General features: G+C 46.0%; 18 protein-coding genes and 4 tRNA genes. 3 read left to right on the top strand and 19 right to left on the bottom strand.

The features are described from left to right. Window positions 1–157: 157 nt before the first annotated feature. From C5I45_RS00440 to dnaB, 13 genes are all read right to left on the bottom strand, one after another. Complete coding sequence (locus C5I45_RS00440; RefSeq protein ID WP_015387437.1) at window positions 158–1,354, bottom strand: S1C family serine protease; 1,197 nt, start codon at window positions 1,352–1,354, stop codon at window positions 158–160. A gap of 86 nt (window positions 1,355–1,440) precedes the next feature. After that, on the bottom strand, window positions 1,441–2,235 hold the full coding sequence (locus tag C5I45_RS00435; protein WP_004393110.1) for an MBL fold metallo-hydrolase: 795 nt from the start codon (window positions 2,233–2,235) through the stop codon (window positions 1,441–1,443). Between the two features lie 14 nt (window positions 2,236–2,249). Beyond that, on the bottom strand, window positions 2,250–3,089 hold the full coding sequence (locus C5I45_RS00430; RefSeq protein ID WP_004393108.1) for a two-component system regulatory protein YycI: 840 nt from the start codon (window positions 3,087–3,089) through the stop codon (window positions 2,250–2,252). Beyond that, the gene (yycH, locus tag C5I45_RS00425) at window positions 3,076–4,434 is read right to left on the bottom strand and encodes a two-component system activity regulator YycH (RefSeq protein ID WP_004393107.1); all 1,359 of its coding nucleotides are present in this window, start codon (window positions 4,432–4,434) and stop codon (window positions 3,076–3,078) included. Before yycH ends, C5I45_RS00430 begins: the two co-directional genes overlap by 14 nt. After that, window positions 4,424–6,259, bottom strand: a complete 1,836-nt coding sequence (gene walK, locus C5I45_RS00420; protein ID WP_004393106.1) for a cell wall metabolism sensor histidine kinase WalK — start codon at window positions 6,257–6,259, stop codon at window positions 4,424–4,426. The genes yycH and walK overlap by 11 nt, the downstream gene beginning before the upstream one ends. Window positions 6,260–6,265: 6 nt before the next feature. Further along, a complete protein-coding gene (walR, locus tag C5I45_RS00415) occupies window positions 6,266–6,973 on the bottom strand; it encodes a cell wall metabolism DNA-binding response regulator WalR (RefSeq protein ID WP_004393104.1) in 708 nt (235 codons plus the stop codon). Window positions 6,974–7,309: 336 nt separating this feature from the next. Further along, window positions 7,310–7,382: transfer RNA gene (locus C5I45_RS00405), tRNA-Phe, on the bottom strand. Between the two features lie 36 nt (window positions 7,383–7,418). Beyond that, window positions 7,419–7,495, bottom strand: a tRNA-Asp gene (locus C5I45_RS00400). An 84-nt stretch (window positions 7,496–7,579) separates the two neighbouring features. Further along, window positions 7,580–7,651 (bottom strand) — tRNA-Glu (locus tag C5I45_RS00395). A gap of 8 nt (window positions 7,652–7,659) precedes the next feature. Next, a tRNA-Lys gene (locus C5I45_RS00390) sits at window positions 7,660–7,735 on the bottom strand. A 202-nt stretch (window positions 7,736–7,937) separates the two neighbouring features. Beyond that, window positions 7,938–9,230 (bottom strand): adenylosuccinate synthase, encoded by a 1,293-nt coding sequence (gene purA / locus C5I45_RS00385; RefSeq protein WP_004393102.1) that lies wholly within the window; start codon window positions 9,228–9,230, stop codon window positions 7,938–7,940. 238 nt (window positions 9,231–9,468) lie between these two features. After that, entirely contained in the window at window positions 9,469–9,882 is a 414-nt protein-coding gene (locus tag C5I45_RS00380; protein ID WP_004393101.1) for a VOC family protein, read from the bottom strand. A 117-nt stretch (window positions 9,883–9,999) separates the two neighbouring features. Further along, window positions 10,000–11,364 carry a replicative DNA helicase gene (gene dnaB / locus C5I45_RS00375; RefSeq protein WP_004393100.1) on the bottom strand — a complete coding sequence of 455 codons (1,365 nt, stop codon included), beginning with the start codon at window positions 11,362–11,364 and terminating at the stop codon, window positions 10,000–10,002. A gap of 170 nt (window positions 11,365–11,534) precedes the next feature. On the opposite strand from dnaB, the gene C5I45_RS00370 reads away from it, so the two are divergent. Next, window positions 11,535–11,732 carry a DUF2188 domain-containing protein gene (locus C5I45_RS00370; RefSeq protein ID WP_004393099.1) on the top strand — a complete coding sequence of 66 codons (198 nt, stop codon included), beginning with the start codon at window positions 11,535–11,537 and terminating at the stop codon, window positions 11,730–11,732. A 30-nt stretch (window positions 11,733–11,762) separates the two neighbouring features. On the opposite strand, the gene C5I45_RS00365 is transcribed toward C5I45_RS00370, so the two are convergent. Further along, window positions 11,763–11,972 carry a hypothetical protein gene (locus tag C5I45_RS00365; RefSeq protein ID WP_014306171.1) on the bottom strand — a complete coding sequence of 70 codons (210 nt, stop codon included), beginning with the start codon at window positions 11,970–11,972 and terminating at the stop codon, window positions 11,763–11,765. Between the two features lie 118 nt (window positions 11,973–12,090). On the opposite strand from C5I45_RS00365, the gene C5I45_RS00360 reads away from it, so the two are divergent. Together C5I45_RS00360 and C5I45_RS20180 are read left to right on the top strand one after the other, a co-directional pair. After that, on the top strand, window positions 12,091–12,234 hold the full coding sequence (locus C5I45_RS00360) for a YycC family protein (RefSeq protein ID WP_014306172.1): 144 nt from the start codon (window positions 12,091–12,093) through the stop codon (window positions 12,232–12,234). Window positions 12,235–12,253: 19 nt separating this feature from the next. Beyond that, the gene (locus C5I45_RS20180; RefSeq protein ID WP_058906486.1) at window positions 12,254–12,481 is read left to right on the top strand and encodes a mannosyltransferase YkcB-related protein; all 228 of its coding nucleotides are present in this window, start codon (window positions 12,254–12,256) and stop codon (window positions 12,479–12,481) included. Window positions 12,482–12,620: 139 nt separating this feature from the next. Here C5I45_RS20180 and C5I45_RS00350 read toward each other — a convergent pair whose 3' ends face one another. Genes C5I45_RS00350 through C5I45_RS00330 form a run of 5 tightly spaced genes read right to left on the bottom strand, consistent with a single transcriptional unit; the run spans window position 12,621 to window position 18,148 of the window. Further along, window positions 12,621–13,913, bottom strand: a complete 1,293-nt coding sequence (locus C5I45_RS00350; RefSeq protein ID WP_107994155.1) for a glycosyltransferase family 4 protein — start codon at window positions 13,911–13,913, stop codon at window positions 12,621–12,623. Window positions 13,914–13,935: 22 nt separating this feature from the next. Next, entirely contained in the window at window positions 13,936–14,991 is a 1,056-nt protein-coding gene (locus C5I45_RS00345; RefSeq protein WP_015387434.1) for a phosphotransferase, read from the bottom strand. Next, window positions 14,984–16,171, bottom strand: a complete 1,188-nt coding sequence (locus C5I45_RS00340) for a carboxylate--amine ligase (RefSeq protein ID WP_004393071.1) — start codon at window positions 16,169–16,171, stop codon at window positions 14,984–14,986. Before C5I45_RS00340 ends, C5I45_RS00345 begins: the two co-directional genes overlap by 8 nt. Then, window positions 16,161–17,495, bottom strand: a complete 1,335-nt coding sequence (locus C5I45_RS00335) for a glycosyltransferase family 4 protein (RefSeq protein WP_107994154.1) — start codon at window positions 17,493–17,495, stop codon at window positions 16,161–16,163. Before C5I45_RS00335 ends, C5I45_RS00340 begins: the two co-directional genes overlap by 11 nt. Beyond that, window positions 17,492–18,148, bottom strand: coding sequence for a PIG-L deacetylase family protein (locus tag C5I45_RS00330; RefSeq protein WP_004393067.1), 657 nt, complete (start codon window positions 18,146–18,148; stop codon window positions 17,492–17,494). Before C5I45_RS00330 ends, C5I45_RS00335 begins: the two co-directional genes overlap by 4 nt. Between the last annotated feature and the right edge of the window lie 9 nt (window positions 18,149–18,157).

The following is an 18,157-nucleotide window of genomic DNA, read 5'->3' as shown; positions in this document are numbered from 1 at the left end:
GCATTCTAAAATAATTCTTCCTTCACATTCACCCTCGATTTCATTCAATACGATGATCACATCAGCCGTTTTCATGTGTTTCACCTCCCTGCTTCACAATAGTATAATATTAACAAATAAATCAATAAAAAACAGCCCGGATGTCCGGGCTGCTTTTTTATTTCTGTAATCGATCCGCTTCTGTCAGTTTGACTTCCGCTGTTTTTTTCTTTCCCGAACGGTAGAACGTGATGTTCACACGGTCGCCGATCTTTTTGCGATACAGGCGCTCACGGAGATCCACAACGTCATTGACCTTATGTCCGTCGAACCCGGTAATCACGTCGAGCTTTTTCAAACCCGCTTTTCCGGCCGGTGAAAACGCGTCGACACCCATAATGACCGCCCCGGTTTTAACGCCTTTCGGAAGTTTCAGCGTCTGGCTCCAATGGTAGCTCGCAATATCCGTTAAGGATTTCATCTCAATACCGAGGAAAGGCCGTCGGACTTCTCCGTATTTTTCTAAATCCTGAATAACGGGAATGACAAGCTTTGACGGGATGGACAGGCCGATTCCTTCAACGGCGGATTCAGCGATCTTCATTGAGTTGATGCCGACCACCTTGCCCGAAATATCCATCAAAGCGCCGCCGCTGTTGCCGGGATTAATCGCGGCGTCGGTCTGCAGCACTTCCGCATTCCAATCCGGATGTCCGTCGCCGTTTGAGTCAACGGGCACCGCTCTTTCCGTGCCTGAAATGATCCCCTGTGTCACTGATCCCGCAAATTCAAGTCCGAGCGGATTTCCGATCGCAATGACCGGTTCTCCGACTTTGACTTGATCAGAATTGCCGAACTGGGCGGCCGATTTGATTTTATCAGACTTCACCTTCAGTACCGCGAGATCCATCAGACGGTCGCTCCCGATCAGCTCAGCAGGCACGCGCGAACCATCCTTCAGGCTGATCTCAATCTCAGTCGCACCTTCAATGACATGGTGATTGGTTACGATATAAGAAGTGTTTCCGTTCTTTTTGTAAATGACGCCCGACCCGCTTCCCGCTTCGCCGCCCTCTCCCCAAATATCAGTCTTTTGGATATTGAGAACGCCGACTACCGAATCCGATACACGGCTGACCATATTCGTGACAGCGTCATTGACATTTACGTTGACTGTTTTCACCTGTTCGCTGCCGAGACGCCGGCTGGTGCTTTTGCTGCTGTCTCCATGGTCTCCGCCTGTCCAGTACGGCATCAGGAAAGCCATGAGCGCGGCCCCGACGATGACGCCGATCAGACTTGATAGAAAGTATCCTCTCTTGCTGCGGCGGGGCTGTTCGGAGGCGTACTGTTCATCATCGCGATTATAATCCACCCTATCTCAAATCCTTTCAAGAGTACTCGATTTGCTTATAGTGTGGGTCAGATCGCGGATTAATAATCATGATTCATTTGGAAAAATTACACGGCGCACAGCGGCGTCGGAATTTTCGGATCGGTATCAAATAACTGAAACGTTTCCCCGGCGACAAATCCTTTCGCAGCCAATGTCTGCTGCACGGACATTCTCGCCAGTTCCTTCATATTGTTGTCTTGGCTCAGATGCGCCAAATAGATGCGCGATGTGCCGTCGCCGATGACATCAGTCATGGCGAGCGCCGCATCTTCATTCGAGACGTGGCCGACATCGCTTAAAATCCGCCGCTTAATGCTCCAAGGGTATCTGCCCATTTGCAGCATGCCGACGTCATGGTTGCTTTCAAACACAAACACATTGGCCGAACGGATGATGCCTTTCATTCTGTCGCTCACATATCCGGTGTCCGTCATCAGCGCGAGCTTTCTGCCTTGGTAGTGGAAAACATAAAACATCGGCTCGGCCGCGTCATGAGAGACGCCGAATGACTCAACATCAAGCCCGCCGAAAGATTTCACGCTTTCCATCGGGAACAAAAACTTTTGTCCGGTATCCAGCTTGCCGATCTGATTCTCCATCGCTTTCCACGTCTTTTCATTGGCGTAGACGGGTAGACCGTACTTTCTCGCAATGACGCCGAGCCCTTTAATATGGTCGCTGTGCTCGTGAGTGACAAAGATGCCGTCGACGTCGTCTATCTTGCGGCCGATTCTCTCCATCAGCCCGTCCATCGCTTTACCGCTCAGGCCGGCATCCACCAGAAAAGAATGCTCCTCTGTCTCCAGATAAAACGCATTTCCGGTACTCCCGCTCGCAAGCACGCTAAATTGCAAGCCCATTGTGTCTCACTCCATTATTTATTTTGATTGTTATCAATGACTGTGCTTTCCAATGCATTCACAGTGTACGTTTGCTGTGTCTTTTTCTTCGTCCCTTTTGACTTATCTTCAATTGTAATTCTCCATACCGGCGCCAGCACCTGCGTACTTGTCAGCGGGTATTGGGCAATATAGCCGAACTTGACGCTTTTAACGGCGCAATTCGCTTTTAAGTAATTTTGAGAATACAATAATTCGACCGCATCAAGCTCAGGAATCAGGCTCTCGGTCTGGATTCGCTTGAATGACTCCAGCATGGTCTGCTCGTAGGATACGACCTGGTTTTTATCGTTCAGATGCAGAATCACCTGTCCGATCGCATCCGTGGACGAGTCAAAATCCTGATAAATAAACTGTCCGTCATATGTCTGGTAAAAAATGATCTGTTTTTGATCCTTGTCGACTTTCCACAGTTTATATTTTTCACCGCCGGTTACTTTAGAACTGACGAGCGATTCCGCATCCTCCTGCGGTTTTTGCTTCGATAAACCGACCGGATCGGTAAATTTCATTTTCAGCGTTGTGACCTTATGATCATCCGCCGGCATTTCCATTAACGGCTTTTGATCCTTCAAAGCATCAATATCTTCAGCGGTAAATACCTTTTGGCCCGCCGTCAGCCGGTAGCCCGTCGCGGAATCAGAAGACAGGTTGCCGAATGTGATATGGTCCATCTCCATGTCTTTTTCCACGTTTGAATTTTTAATCACTTCGTATTCACTGCTCGAGCGTTTTTCAAAAAACTGATAGCCGAGAAAAATATCGAGGATGAGGAAGGCAATGATGAAGATCGTTTTTGTCTTATTCCACTCCATTATCGTCCTCCTCCTTCCCCAGCAGATCTTTCGTAATCGGGACGATCTTCCCGTTGATCTTCATACTCCAGACGGGTTCCAGTTCAACGAGATCATTCGTTGAAGAAGAGACCATTTGATAGGACAGGAAGATCTGGTCGATTTTGTTCACGTCGTATTTATCCTGCTGCTCCAGCAGAGACACAACCTCATTGCCGTTCATCATTTTTACGTCTTTTGTTTTAATCGGATTCGGCCCGAGAACATAGTTCGGCCGCTTGTAGCTGAGAACCTCGTCATTGGCCCATTGCAGGGTCAAAACAGGTCCGGATCCGAAAGGCTTAGACGTGCTGTTGATCACAGGCATTTGGTCTTTAAACATGTAGAAACTCAGCTGCTGGTTATCACTCACATTGAAAAATTGATAATGATCCGTCCAGCTTCCCGTATCCTCTAAATATTTATAGCTTTTCTTAATCAGCTCACCCGTTTGGTAAGAAGCGCTTTGTGCCAGGTTCCGATGCTGGAATTGAATCTGCCGCTGTGTCGAATTGATTTCCAGACGGCTGATTCCGTCAGTCAGCACATTCCGATTGTAATTCGGGTCCTCTCTGACCGTGCTCGGATCATTAAAAAGCGTCTGCTTAAACAGGTTCGTCTTAATGGTTTCAGTGATAAATTCTTTTTCCTTCATATTAAACCGCGCATTCGGCATGAGAAATTCTTTGCTTTTTCCGACCGAATAGAGGTGGTATAACGGCATACTCGACTTTTTGCTGTACAGCTCATTCATCAGATTGCGGTAATTCGCCGATTCCACAGTCACTTCCAAAATCAGCTGCTTGCTGTACGAGACCATGTAAATCTTCTTATTCGTCTTATTCTCATTAAACGGAATAACAATATGGTCAAATGAGCTGTATTCCATTGACGGATTTGACCATTTAAACATCGATTGGAAGAAATCAATCGGAATGGTGTCATTGAATTGCAGATCGAGCTTTGCCGAATTGCCGTTTCTGCCGTAAAGCCAATTTTTAAAACCGAGCTTGTCGTATTGATCGGAAATATCCTTCATCCCTTTTACTTCCCATTGCGGCAAATCCGCCCACAGGTCATTAAAGAGCGTCTCATCATCCACTTTATAATGAGAGCCGTTTGTATGAATAAACATATCCCGGGGTTTTACCGTTTGCGACACTTTTTGGCTCGTTTTATCAATTTTATGCTTTTCCCGGACAGTCGATTTGGTTGAGGCCGTGCCTTCTGAAAAATTGGGCTGGAATGTCCAAATTCCCCATGTTAAAACAAGACTAATGACGACCAGCACTGACAGTATGACTGTTTTTATATTTTCACGCCTCATCCCAATCATCCTCTTGCTCTTCTTTATATGGAAGAGTAAATGTAATCTTCGTTCCTTTGCCTTCTACACTGTCGGCCCAAATGTCTCCGCCGTGCGCCTGAACCATCTCTTTTGCAATCGCAAGGCCGAGCCCGGTGCCGCCGAGTTTTCTCGTGCGCGCTTTATCCACTCTGTAGAAACGGTCAAAGACTTTTTCCACATCTTTTTTCGGAATGCCGATACCTTCATCTTTTACGCTGATATAAAGCAGCTCTTCTTTCTCGTTCACATCGACTGAGAAAGTGACATGCCCGCCTTCCGGTGAGTATTTCAGTGCGTTAGAAATGATATTATCGAGAACCTGCGTCACTTTATCCTGATCAATCTCCACGTACAGATTTCTGTCCGGAAGCTCGCGGATAAATTCAACATGCTGTTCTTTCGTCATTTCAAAACGATCGATAATCAGTGACATAAAGCGGATCATATGAATCCACTCCCGATTAAACTGATAATCTTTGCTGTCGAATTTAGAAAGCTGAAGCAGGTCGTTCACCAATCTGATCATGCGCTCAGTCTCATTTTGGGTCACCATTAAGAAACGCGGAGCGATATCTTTGTTTTCCCACGCGCCCTCTGCAAGCGCCTCTAAATAGCTTCGCATGGTCGTCAGCGGTGTCCGCAGCTCATGAGACACGTTGGCAACGAACTCTCTGCGTTCCCGATCGAGTTTTTCCTGTTCGGTGACATCATAAAGAACCGCGATTAAACCGTCGATTTTTCCGTGCTCTCTCTGAATAACGGAAAAATTCACCCGCAGTACAGTCGTTTCATCGTCACGTTCGATCTCCAGCAGCATTGAATCCTGCTGTTCTACTAAATCCTCAAATGTAAAGTTCTCTTTTATGCCCAATAAAGACGTAATCGGCATCTCTAAAGCCGTTTCACGTGAAACATTCAGCAGCTCAAGCGCAGGGCTGTTTAAAAGAATAATAGCCCCGTTGCGATTCGTAGCGATGACACCGTCCGTCATATACGCGATAACGGAAGAAAGCTTTCTTCTCTCCCCTTCCGTCATGGCTTGGGCATCTTCAAGCTCTCTCGTCAGATGGTTGAATGTCGTTGCGAGCTGACCGATTTCATCATGCCCGTATTTCCGCACCTTTCTGGAGAAATTCCCTTTTGCCAGTTCCATCGCCTGCTTACGCATATCCGATAGCGGATGGGTGATGGTGCGGGCGAGAAATATACCGAGAAGAGCCGTCAGAACAAGGGCTAAGCCTGTTCCTGAAGCAAGAATCGAGTTGACGGTTTTCATCTGGTTAAAGGTATCTTCCATACTGGCCACGACATAAATCGCGCCGACAACTTCCTGATTCTCTGTGACGACAGGTTTTGCTGAAATCAGCACTCTGTTTTTGCTTTTAGGATCATAATATTTTTTTGAATAGGCCTGTTTTGTTGAGAAAATCCGTTTAAAAATCGGGTCAGTCGTCTGTTTCCCCGCTATTTCCTCGCCATAAGGCCTCGAAGAACCGACGACCTCATAGCTTTTATCAACAAATGTAATCTCCCGTATTTCATTGTTTTTCGTAAAATCATTCAAAATCCGTTTGACGTCATCTTTAATGACGGTGCTGTCATTATCTCCTTTATATTCCTGCTCAATATAATAGGATAGATTGTCAATCCGCTGATTTAACGATAATTCATAGGACTTGAGAAGAGAATTCTCCACCTGTTTCACAAAGTACACGCCGATAATCTGCATGGCGATGATAATGAGAAGCACATAGATCAGCGTGATCTTAAACTGAATCGACCGAAAAAAACCAACCTTATTCATCGCCGGTTAGTCCTGTTCAGGATTTCTCAAGTAATAACCGACACCCCGTCTTGTGACGATCCAGTTCGGATGGCTCGGATTATCCTCGATTTTCTCACGGAGACGGCGCACTGTTACATCCACCGTTCTCACGTCACCGAAATAGTCATAGCCCCACACAGTCTGCAGCAGATGCTCACGGGTCATGACCTGTCCGATATGTTTGGCTAAGTAATGAAGCAATTCAAACTCACGATGAGTCAGCTCGATCGTTTCTTCTCTTTTTGATACGACATAAGCGTCAGGGAAGATGACGAGAGAACCGATATGAATGTCATTAGAAGCTGATTCTTCCTCAGCCGGCGCAACCGTAAGCTGGCGGCGCAGGTTCGCTTTGACGCGGGCCAGAAGCTCACGCGTGCTGAAAGGCTTCGTGACATAGTCATCCGCTCCGATTTCAAGCCCGATGACCTTGTCAATCTCCGAGTCTTTTGCCGTCAGCATAATAATCGGCATATCATATTTTTTCCGGACTTCCCGGCACACTTCAACTCCGTCTTTATTCGGAAGCATAATATCTAAAAGAATTAAATCAGGCTGAAGCTCCTCCACCATTTCCACGGCTTCGTTTCCATCGTACGCACAATGCACGTCATAGCCTTCTTTTCTTAAATTAAACTCTAATATATCTGCAATCGGTTTTTCATCATCGACTACAAGGATTTTCTTATCCATCATCTTGATTTTCCTCCTGCCAGAATGACTTCATTTCATCTATTGATGTTTCATGATGATCACAATTCGTATCGTGAAAAACGTTCCCCGTCTATTATAACGGTTTCAGGTCAAAAGATAAAAAAATTAAAGAGAACAGCGCAAAAACGTATTGAACTGCCATCCTTTTGTCATGTTTTTTATTTTCTTTTAAAAAATAATATTTTTTTGAAACCTCAAGAAAAAAAACGCCGTCTAGTGTTTGACGTCTTCTTCTGGGCCGGCTGAAAAGCCGGCTCTCCCTTTTTTATAACAAAAGAAAAAACGCACCTACTATTGCAGATGCGTTTGGGTAAGTGGCTCGGGACGGAATCGAACCGCCGACACACGGATTTTCAGTCCGTTGCTCTACCAACTGAGCTACCGAGCCAGATGTTTCTTTTCTATACTATAAAGTAAAGTAAAATGGCGGTCCGGACGGGACTCGAACCCGCGACCTCCTGCGTGACAGGCAGGCATTCTAACCAACTGAACTACCGGACCTTACAGTAATTTGTCCGGAGAACCGTATCGTGGCGGTCCTCCGAGGACAAATAAGGAGTTAGCAATAACGCTAAAGTAAATCAATGACCCGTACGGGATTCGAACCCGTGTTACCGCCGTGAAAGGGCGGTGTCTTAACCGCTTGACCAACGGGCCATAAAAAGTGGTGAGCCATGAAGGACTCGAACCTTCGACCCTCTGATTAAAAGTCAGATGCTCTACCAACTGAGCTAATGGCTCTTGATGTGTCGGATTATGTATCATAGAGCATTGAGACAAAAGCTTTCTTGCAGTACTCTATTGAAGCTGTTCCGTAACAACGAGATTTATAATATCATAGAACATTCGAAAGTGGCAACTACTTTTTTGAAAAAAATCTATTATTTTTTTCCTACATAAAAAAACAAGCCTCCGTGACCGGAGGCTTGTTTGCTGCAAATTCTTAGTTAGCGCGGTATACACTGCGGATGACGTTCGTTTGTGAACGGTCAGGACCGACAGAGAAAATAGAAAGCGGAATACCTGTCAGCTGAGATACGCGTTCCAGATAATGGCGCGCATTTTCAGGAAGATCGCTTAATGTTTTTGCGCCTGTGATATCTTCCGTCCAGCCAGGCATTTCTTCATATACCGGTTCACACTCTGCGAGAGCTTTCAGACTTGCCGGGAATTCTTCAATCACTTCACCTTTGTAGCGGTAAGCGACACAAATTTTCAATGTTTCAATGCCAGTCAGCACATCGATTGAGTTCAGAGAAAGATCTGTGATTCCGCTGACACGGCGGGCATGGCGGACAACAACGCTGTCAAACCAGCCGACACGGCGCGGACGGCCTGTTGTTGTGCCGTATTCGCGTCCGACTTCACGGATTTGATCTCCGATTTCATCTTTCAGCTCAGTCGGGAAAGGACCGTCACCGACACGGGTTGTGTACGCTTTAGATACACCGACGACGTGCTGGATTTTTGTCGGACCTACGCCTGAACCGATCGTCACCCCTCCGGCGACCGGGTTGGATGAAGTGACAAACGGGTATGTCCCTTGGTCAATATCAAGCATAACCCCTTGAGCGCCTTCAAATAAAACGCGGCGGCCTTCATCCAGCGCGTCATTCAGAACGACGGATGTATCGCATACATACTTTTTAATCTGCTGGCCGTATTCATAATACTCATCCAGAATATCTTCAATTTTGAAGCCTTCCGTTTCATACATTTTTTCCAGCAGACGGTTTTTCTCTTCAAGGTTCCGTTCAAGCTTTTCTGCAAACACGTCACGATCTAGCAGGTCTGCGATCCGGATGCCGATCCGCGCCGCTTTGTCCATATAAGCAGGTCCGATGCCTTTTTTCGTTGTGCCGATCTTGTTGGCCCCTTTGCGTTCTTCCTCTACTTCATCCAGTTTCAGATGGTATGGAAGAATGACGTGGGCTCTGTTGCTGATTCTCAAGTTATCCGTGCTCACATTGCGTTCATGAAGATACGCAAGCTCCGTTACGAGCGCTTTCGGATCAACAACCATTCCGTTCCCGATGACACACGCTTTTTCTTTATAAAAAATTCCTGATGGGATTAAATGAAGCTTGTACGTGACGCCATCAAACTTGATGGTATGTCCTGCATTGTTTCCGCCTTGATAACGTGCGATCACTTCTGCATTTTCTGATAGGAAATCTGTAATTTTACCTTTTCCTTCATCGCCCCACTGCGTACCTACTACGACTACTGAAGACATATATCCGTGCACCTCCGTTAACCTTTCAAAACGATATCTCATTCAAACAAATTAAGTGTATCAGTGCCGAAACAGAAAGTCAATCGTAAATCCGAACATTAAAATCTTATTATTCTATATTTGTTCGCCTTAAACCTGATTAAAAGCGTTTTCTCTTTCATTTGCTATCTATTACTCCCGAAACTTTCATACTTTAACACGAAAAAGAACCCATATCCCGGGTTCTTCAGACAGTCATTTATATTCCGCTTGTATTCATCAGGACGATCCGCCAGCCGTCAGGATCTTCGATGGTCACGCCTTTTTCTTCCCAGTACGGGTTTTCGGGTTCTTTCTCCTCATATCCCATCTGCTTTAATTTCGTGCTGATGCGAATGACCTCCTGCTGATCAGGGATGTAAAAGACAAGCAGGCTGTCGCCGTGCGGAACGGGCGCCGGCTGAGACGAGCCGGTTTCTTCGGTGAATTCTAAGTGATATTGCGTATGCGGCAGGCCGAACATGACGCCGCTGTAGCCCTCATGTCCGGAAAAACTGCCGACCCTCTTCAATCCGAGGCCTTCTTCATAAAACCTGATGATTTCTTTGAGCTGTCCGGTCGGCCGGGCAATCCGGATTTGCGCCGCTTGAAATTGCGGAAATTCAATTGTCATCATCATCCCTCCCTTAATGCCATTATATAAAAGCGCTTTCTTTTTATCGACTGCCGAACAGACGGCATTCTCTCATTCTTTCGGATGAAAAAAAGCCTCAAGACATTGCTTGAGGCTTTACGCACCTGCCGGAACACCGCCGTCATCAAAGCGCCTTTCCAGATTTACGAACTTATTGTATTCTTTCACAAAAGCCAGTGAGACGGTGCCCACCGGGCCGTTACGCTGTTTGGCGATAATGATTTCGATGATGTTTTTGTTTTCGGATTCTTTATCATAGTAATCATCACGATACAGGAAGGCGACGATGTCGGCATCCTGCTCAATACTTCCCGACTCACGGATATCTGACATCATCGGACGTTTATCCTGCCGCTGCTCAACACCCCGGGAGAGCTGAGACAGGGCGATGACCGGGACTTCGAGCTCCCGCGCCAGCGCTTTTAGCGCCCGTGAAATTTCCGATACCTCTTGCTGACGGTTGTCGCTCGAACGGCCGCTTCCCTGAATGAGCTGCAGGTAGTCAATTAAAATCATGCCCAATCCGTTCTCCTGCTTCAGCCGGCGGCATTTTGAACGGATTTCGCTGACGCGGATGCCGGGGGTGTCATCTATAAAGATACCGCTGTTTGACAGGCTTCCCATCGCCATCGTCAGCTTGCCCCAATCTTCTTCCGTCAGATTACCCGTTCTGAGATTTTGGGCGTTAATATTCCCTTCGGCGCAGAGCATACGCATGACAAGCTGCTCGGCACCCATCTCAAGACTGAATATCGCGACGCTCTCATCCGTTTTGGTGGCCACGTTTTGCGCAATATTTAAGGCAAACGCCGTTTTCCCCACAGACGGACGGGCTGCGACAATGATCAAATCATTCCGCTGAAAACCCGCCGTCATCCGGTCAAGCTCGATAAAGCCGGTCGGAATCCCGGTAATATCGCCTTTCCGGTTGTGAAGCTGCTCAATGTTGTCATATGTTTGAACAAGCACGTCTTTAATATTTTGGAAGGCGCCCGAATTTTTTCGCTGCGCGACCTCCATAATCGTTTTTTCCGCATCGCTTAATAAATCTTCAACTTCATCCTCGCGCGTATACCCGTCTTGAGCGATCGAGGTCGCCGTTCTGATTAAACGGCGGAGAATGGATTTTTCCTCAACGATTTTCGCGTAATATTCTATATTAGCCGCTGTCGGAACGGAATTCGCGATGTCCGTCAGGTAAGAGACGCCTCCCACCTCTTCTAACAAATCGGTATTCGCAAGCTCTGACGTTACCGTGACCAAATCAACCGGTTCACCGCGGTCTCCGAGCACGAGCATGGCATTGTAAATTTTTTGATGTGACATTCTGTAGAAATCATCCGGAATCAACACTTCAGAAGCCAGTGTCAACGCAGACGGCTGTAAAAAAACAGCACCTAACACGGCCTGCTCAGCTTCTATGTTTTGCGGCGGCAGCCGATCATTCAGAAGGTCTGTCATGCTAAGCACCGTCCTTTCCTTAAAAAATATCCAAATTTCATTTTACCATTTCTCATGAAAAAGAATAGAAAAATATCACTTTCCCTGTATTTGTCAGGAGAGGGTTATGTGTTTTACCGTTCCGAATGCCGGGAAACAAATAAATAAATCGAAACCGGGAGGTAAGAAGGATGAAAACATATGCAGTAACACCCAGTGTTGATGCGGACGGATGGTTTGTGAAGGTGGAAAATGTGGCGCCGACGGCTCTTTGTACATCAAAGGACGCGGCGATTGAAAAAGCGGAGCAGATGGCGAAAGAGAACAGCCCGGCTAAGCTTGTCATTTATGATCAGCATAAAAACATTGAAGAGGAACGTTCCTTTTAAGAAAAGCCTTCGCCCGTGCGAGGGCTTTTCTTATTCGATGAAACGGATGTGCAGCACCGTCTGCGCCATGAGATCGGCCGTTTTTTGATACAGCTCCCATTCTTCAAAGGCGGCGAATACTTTCATCATGTCCTGCAATGTCTGTTTCAGTATGATAAATTCGTCAATTGTCCGCAGTTCTGCGGCTTTTTTCTGATAATCAGCCAGCTTCAGCTGTAATAACATCAATGGCGATTGCATAAAAAACCTCCCCCATTCTGTTATAAAGCCCCGCTTTTCAAACCTCCATTCCTTTGTCATATCCTCTTACGATAGATTTCTGATTTTAGTACAATAAAGAAACGGAAGGAGTGATCACATGAAACCGCTGCAAATTTCCGCCGAAACGGCGCAAAAGCTCGCAGAATCACTGAATATGCCGCTTGAGAGAATCATGCACATGCCTCAGCACATTCTGCTTGCCAAATTAGCTGAAATCCAAAAAGAGAACGATCACAAATAAAGGCTGCTCTCTCATATATATGTGCGGGAGGCGGAAGCGATGGCTTTCCGCCTCTTTTTTCCATGAAGAAAATTTCGGTAAAACCGTCTCACAGCTGAAAAAACTTGTTGACGAAGGAAAAGTGAACTATTTCTTATTATCCGGAAACAATTCAGGCAACACAAAGCTTGTCTCATGGATTAAAAAGAACGGCACAAAAATCTCAGCTGACCGATACAGCACCGGAAAAACAGGCTCAGCCCGATGAGGAATGACAGGCGGCCCGGGCGGACAAAGTCAGCAGACTCTGTATGAGATGAAAAAACAGCTCGGAAAGAGGCTGGATAGTTAAACACCGGCCTCTTTATTTTGCTCTTGAAGCACCTGCCATGCGGCGCCGGTATCATTCAGAAAAATGATTGATAAATCCTTTCTATTTTTGAAACCATCAGTTCCTGACGCAGATGCCGGCCGGCATAGGAGCGCGCTTCTTTTCCAAGCCGTTCCCTGAGAGACTGATCCGTAATCAGCTTTACGAGGGCATCAGCAAGTTCGCGGCTGTTGCCGGGCTGACAGATAAGCCCTGTGTCCTCGTGCCGGATCATCTCAGGGATTCCTCCGCAGTCAGTTGCGACAATGGCTTGACCTGAGAACATCGCTTCGATGATCGCTATGGGGAAATTATCATTCAATGTCGGCAGGACAAATATAGATGATTCAGCCAAAAGCGCCGGCACATCATGTCGTTTTCCGAGGAAAAACACATTTGTGAGGCCCAGTTTCCGTCTCTTCTCTTCCAGAAACCCTCTCATGTTTCCGTCCCCGATGATCCATATATCCACTCCGGATAAATGGTGCCGGATGCGGGCGAGAGCGTCCAGCAGCACATCATGTCCTTTTCGCTCGGTCAGACGGGAAACGCACGCAATCACGACCTTTTCAGCACGTTTTGGCTCGGGTGCAACCCGGATGTCAATGCCGGTATGAACAGTCGTCAGCTGAGCCTCCTTCGCTCCGTACTCCAGCAAGGGCTCGTGAAAGGAGTCGCTGATTGTAATGATTTTATCCGAAGCCCGAATACCCTGCCTTTCTATTTCACTGAAATATGCCTCTTCTATTGAACCCTTTTGGATTTTATGAAACTTCATCCGGCTTTTCGTGAAATGTCCGTGCGGCGTGAAAAAAAGCGGACGCCGATACGTTTGATTAAGGTATCCCAGCAAAAATGCCGCAAATAAATCCTGCGCGTGAAACAGGTCATATTGTTCTAAGTCCTTCTCCTTCAAAAATCTTTGAAAGACATGTAAATAGCTGAGATTCTTCACAAACTTTTCGTTTGCGGCCCCGTATCTGCCAACAAGAAACGCTCTGATCTCGTCAGCGGCCCGCGGGATATCTTCCTGAAAAAAAGTTGGCGGCATTTGGAGCGGCGAGATGACATCCGCCTGGTGACCGATGCGCTCAAAACCCGTCTTAATTGACGTGATATAACTCGCCAGTCCTCCGACATTCGGGTAACGGAGAAAGGTTGCGTACAGAATACGCAATGGCTTTTTTCGTTTGGGGGAGCTTTTTCCTTCCGCACAGAACGAATACAGCATCTCCGGCTCACTTTGATGTTCGATCCCGTAAAATTGATCCATGACGCGCAATAAGGCAAGAGGCACCAGACCGTTCGGCTTGCCGATCTCTTCTTTCAAATCCGCTCCCCCTCTCTTAAACTTATAATCCTAATTCCCGTCCCCATTTTGACACTTTGTCAACATGATACGGCAGCAGTTCTCCTCCCCGATTGTCGAAGATTCTCCGCAATTGGGTATGAAGCCCTTTCTCAAGTGTTCTCTGCAAATAAGCCATTTTATAAAGCGTCATAGGAGGGGTCTGAAAATGAATGCCCCGCTTTTTCATTTCTTTCGTATACACTTTTACGCAATACGTTCGAATATCTTCTGCGTGCCGGCTCCAGTCTTTTCTGAAGCCGAGCAGAATTTCGACCAGCACCGTCATATCAAACCAAACCGGCGCGTACTTTGCGGATTCCCAATCGATGAATTGAATATCCCACGGTTCATGTCCGGACGCATTGTGGGTGCAGATATTCTGCATATGAAGATCACCGTGTGTGATGGCTGAGCCGTTTTGGATCAATTCAGGGAAAAAATCCGGCTCCTCCTGCTCCAACAAGTTTGTGATTTGCCGATAATGAGGCTTCACGATATCTTTTGTGCGCTCATCTTTAAGAGCTCTATCCAATAATTCCGCTGTCTTTTTGATCTGCTTTTTACGCCCTTTTCTCATGGTTTCCGATTCGTATACCGGCAGCCACGACCGCCATTTACCGTCAGAAACAGTCTTGTTTTCAAAGGTGCGGCTGTGCAGTTCTGCGACAGACGGAATAATATACTTGAAATGCTTCGGATGAAATGTAAGCTGTCCTCTGATCTGGCTGACAAACTCCATAAATATCCACGTTTCATGGTCACTTTCCTCTATAAGATAGATGTCCGGCAGCAAATCCCCTAAAACAGAACGGGCTTTCCCGTATATATTAATCTCGACCTTGTTTTTTTCACGTGAAGATTTATACACCTTCAATATCAGCGGAACAATTCCGGATTTTTTCTTTACAAACAGTTTATAAATGGCGCTTCTGTCTGTTGATTTCAGGCATGTGATGTCATCCGGATTCACCGCGGCCCTTTCACCGAACGAATACGACAGTTTTTCGTCAATTCTCAGTTTTTGAAATGCGTCATACAAAAGATCCTTTTCATACATGCCGATCTTCCTTCCGCTTCCGTTTCCAGCTGTTTTTGAGATGAGACCAAGTGTTTCTGATAAATGGCATCGGGTCATTCCAAGCAAAAAGAGCGTACTCTTTTTTTCCTTTAAATCCTTTCCAAAAATCCCGGAACGTCATTTCTCCTCTTTTTCGTTTCTTCAAAAACGTTAAGAAGTAACGCACCTCATAAATCCAGTTGATTCCGTCTTTTTGTTCGAGCTGGGGCTTCACATGTTGTCCGGTCAAATACAGATAGTACATGTAAACGAAATGAATGCCTGCCGGTTCTGTCAGGCTATGGCTGAGCCAAAAGCGCGGATTAATTTCGATAAACTTATAAACATTGTCCCGGGGGTCCTTTTTAAATTCCGCCATGCCTACTCCCTTCAGCTGAATCGCTTCAAAAAACGGCAGGGTCTTCTCGATTAAATCAGGAAGCCGTTTGCTGACGACGTGGGCCCCCGCGCCAAAATCAGCAGGGAATTGATGGTTCTTTTGCAGAGAGAATAAGCCCATTAATTTCATTTGGTCATCATAAAAAGTGGCGACTTTATAAAAACACTGGTTGTCTCCGGGGATGATCTCCTGCACGAGCAGTTCTCCATTTTCTCTGTAGGAGCTGAACTCCTTGCGCAATTGTGCGGCATCCTTCATTACAATTGCTTTTTTGTTTACTTTTTTTCTGTATTCATGGCCGGCCACCGGTTTTAAAATACACGGGAAGTCAATATTGGCGATGGCCTCTTCCAGCTCATCCCGGTTGTTCGGAAAAAAGGTTTTCGGGCAGGGGATGTTATGCTTGACCGCTAATTCATATGCTTTGCTTTTATCTAAGACCGTTTCTAACAGAGAGCGGCTCGGGAGCAAAAATAAAAAAAAACCGGCTAATGTCTCGCGGAATTTAGATATAAATCCCGCATAATCATCAGAACCTGCATACAGAACCGGCTTTGCTTGGAATCGCTTCCCGAAATCAGTCAGGAATGTCAGCAGTTCTTCCTCTTGTGTTAAAGGGCTGGGACATATCCCGCAATCTGCCAATCTTGATTTTCCGATACGATAAGGTCCCTCCGTGTCAAACGCGTAAACATCGATTCCTCTTCGGGCCAGGCTGCGAATGATCCCAATCCCGTTGGCACTGAAATCAAGTACAACGGCTGCATGTTCATGTTTCATGATCTCCCTCCGAGCTGTTGGTATTTTGATAAATCGATTCGATATTTTTTATCATCGTCTCACTGCTTAAATATTTCTCCGCGTAGGCCTTTGCGTTTGAAGCAGCTATCTTCCGCGCAGATTTGTTAGTGATAAAAAACGCTAAAGCCCGGGCAAGAACCTTTGCATTTCCCGGCTCGACAATAAGCCCCGTTTTGTTATGGCGGATCAGATCCGGAATACCCCCGCAATCGGTCGCGATGATAGCCGAGCCGCTGAACATCGCTTCAATAATCGAAATAGGCAGACTATCATTAATGGTTGGCAGTACGAATATGTCCGTCATATTCAAAATAGCGGGAACATCATCTCTTTTTCCTAAAAAGGAAACCATAGATAGATTCAGTTTTCGAGCCTGTTCCTCTAAGGCGCTCCTCATCTCTCCGTCGCCCGCGATCAGCACTTCAACATGCTCAAGTACATCAGATGGAATTCTCGAAAGTGCGTCCAGTAAATATTTGTGACCTTTTCTCGGGCCTAATCTTGCAATACACGAGATGATGATCTTATTTTTCGGTACCGGGATTTTTCTTTTCCCGCCTGTTTTTGCATCGTAATCGATTCCTGTGATCACCGTTGTCATGTCTTCCTGTTCGGCTCCGAGCTTCATGAGCGGGCTGCGGAACGTATCGCTGATAATAATCAGGCGATCTGCGTATTCAATGGCTTTCATCTCTAGTTTTTTATAATAAAACTCTTCTACCGAGCCTTTTTTAAAGATGTGAAATTTTAGTCTGTTGAAAGTAAACATGCCATGCGGTGTGAAAAATAAAGGTTTCTTATAGATTTGATTGAACCTGCCTAACATATTGGCTGTAAATAAATCTTGAGCGTGGAACACATCATATCTTTCCAAATGAATCTTTTGAAGCATTTGCTCGTATATAAACATCAGCCGATTATTTTTCAAAATATGATCGTTATAATCCCCATATCTGTCTTTAAAGAAATCTTTTAATTTCGGAACAACAGCCGCCCGCAGTTCTTTTACCTGTGCGGACGGAAACAGATTAGGGGAGATGACATCGACCTTATGACCTCTCTTTTTCAGGCCTTCACTAAGCGTTTTAATATAGTTTGATAAACCGCCCGTGTGCGGGTAGTCCCAAAACGTGGCAATCAAAATGGATAACTTCTTTTTTTTCCTGTATAACCGCGGAATATGATGTTCATGTTTCAACTGTGTCTTTACTGCCGCCTTTTTTTGAGGGCGCGTTTTGACCCCGTAGTAGCGGTCAAGCGTCTGAACCATATACGGATACGGGACGGAAAATGTCTTGATCATTTCCAGATCCTCCGCACGACTTCAAAAGCTTCAGCGTATTCCACACCCGCCGTCATCCCTCTGACTCTTCCTAAATGTTTAACGCCTTCATATGAACGGGGATGAGGGTAATCCCTCATTTCTACGTCATAGTGGTGAAGCGCCGCGAGTTTGGCATCCATTGTGTCTGTGATGTTAACGAAGTAATTAGGTTTGAAGAGTTTATCAGCCGTATTCCTCTCCCACTCGCTTGAAGATAGCGTTTCGAACGTAAGCAGTTCGATAGGCTTTTGATTCGGAAGCGGTCTGGCGGCTGTTAAAACTGCTTGGAATGTTCTCTGGTGGTCCATATTGATATCGCCGTAATGATGTGTAAAGATTTTATCAGGCTGATAGACGCGAATGAGCTGCTCTAATTCTTTGACAAGCTTATGAAGAGGGATACATTCCAGCTCTAAATTCGTATGCTCCAAAAAGATGACTTTCTCAATTCCAAGCTCTTGATTCGCGCGTTCGCCTAATTGTTTAATATGATGAGCTTCTTCTTTTCTTCCTAATGCCGTAATAATGGAAATCACTTTATATCCTTCATTGATCAGCCGTTTTATGGTGCCCGCTGCTCCCAATAGTTCATCATCGGGATGAGCGCCGATAACCATAATGTATTCTGCCATTTTTTCCAC

This window comes from Bacillus sp. ZY-1-1 (assembly GCF_003047165.1).
Classification (GTDB): Bacteria; Bacillota; Bacilli; order Bacillales; family Bacillaceae; genus Bacillus; species Bacillus velezensis.
The sequence above is the reverse complement of the archived record's forward strand: the minus strand, read 5'-3'. Positions and strand labels throughout refer to the sequence as shown.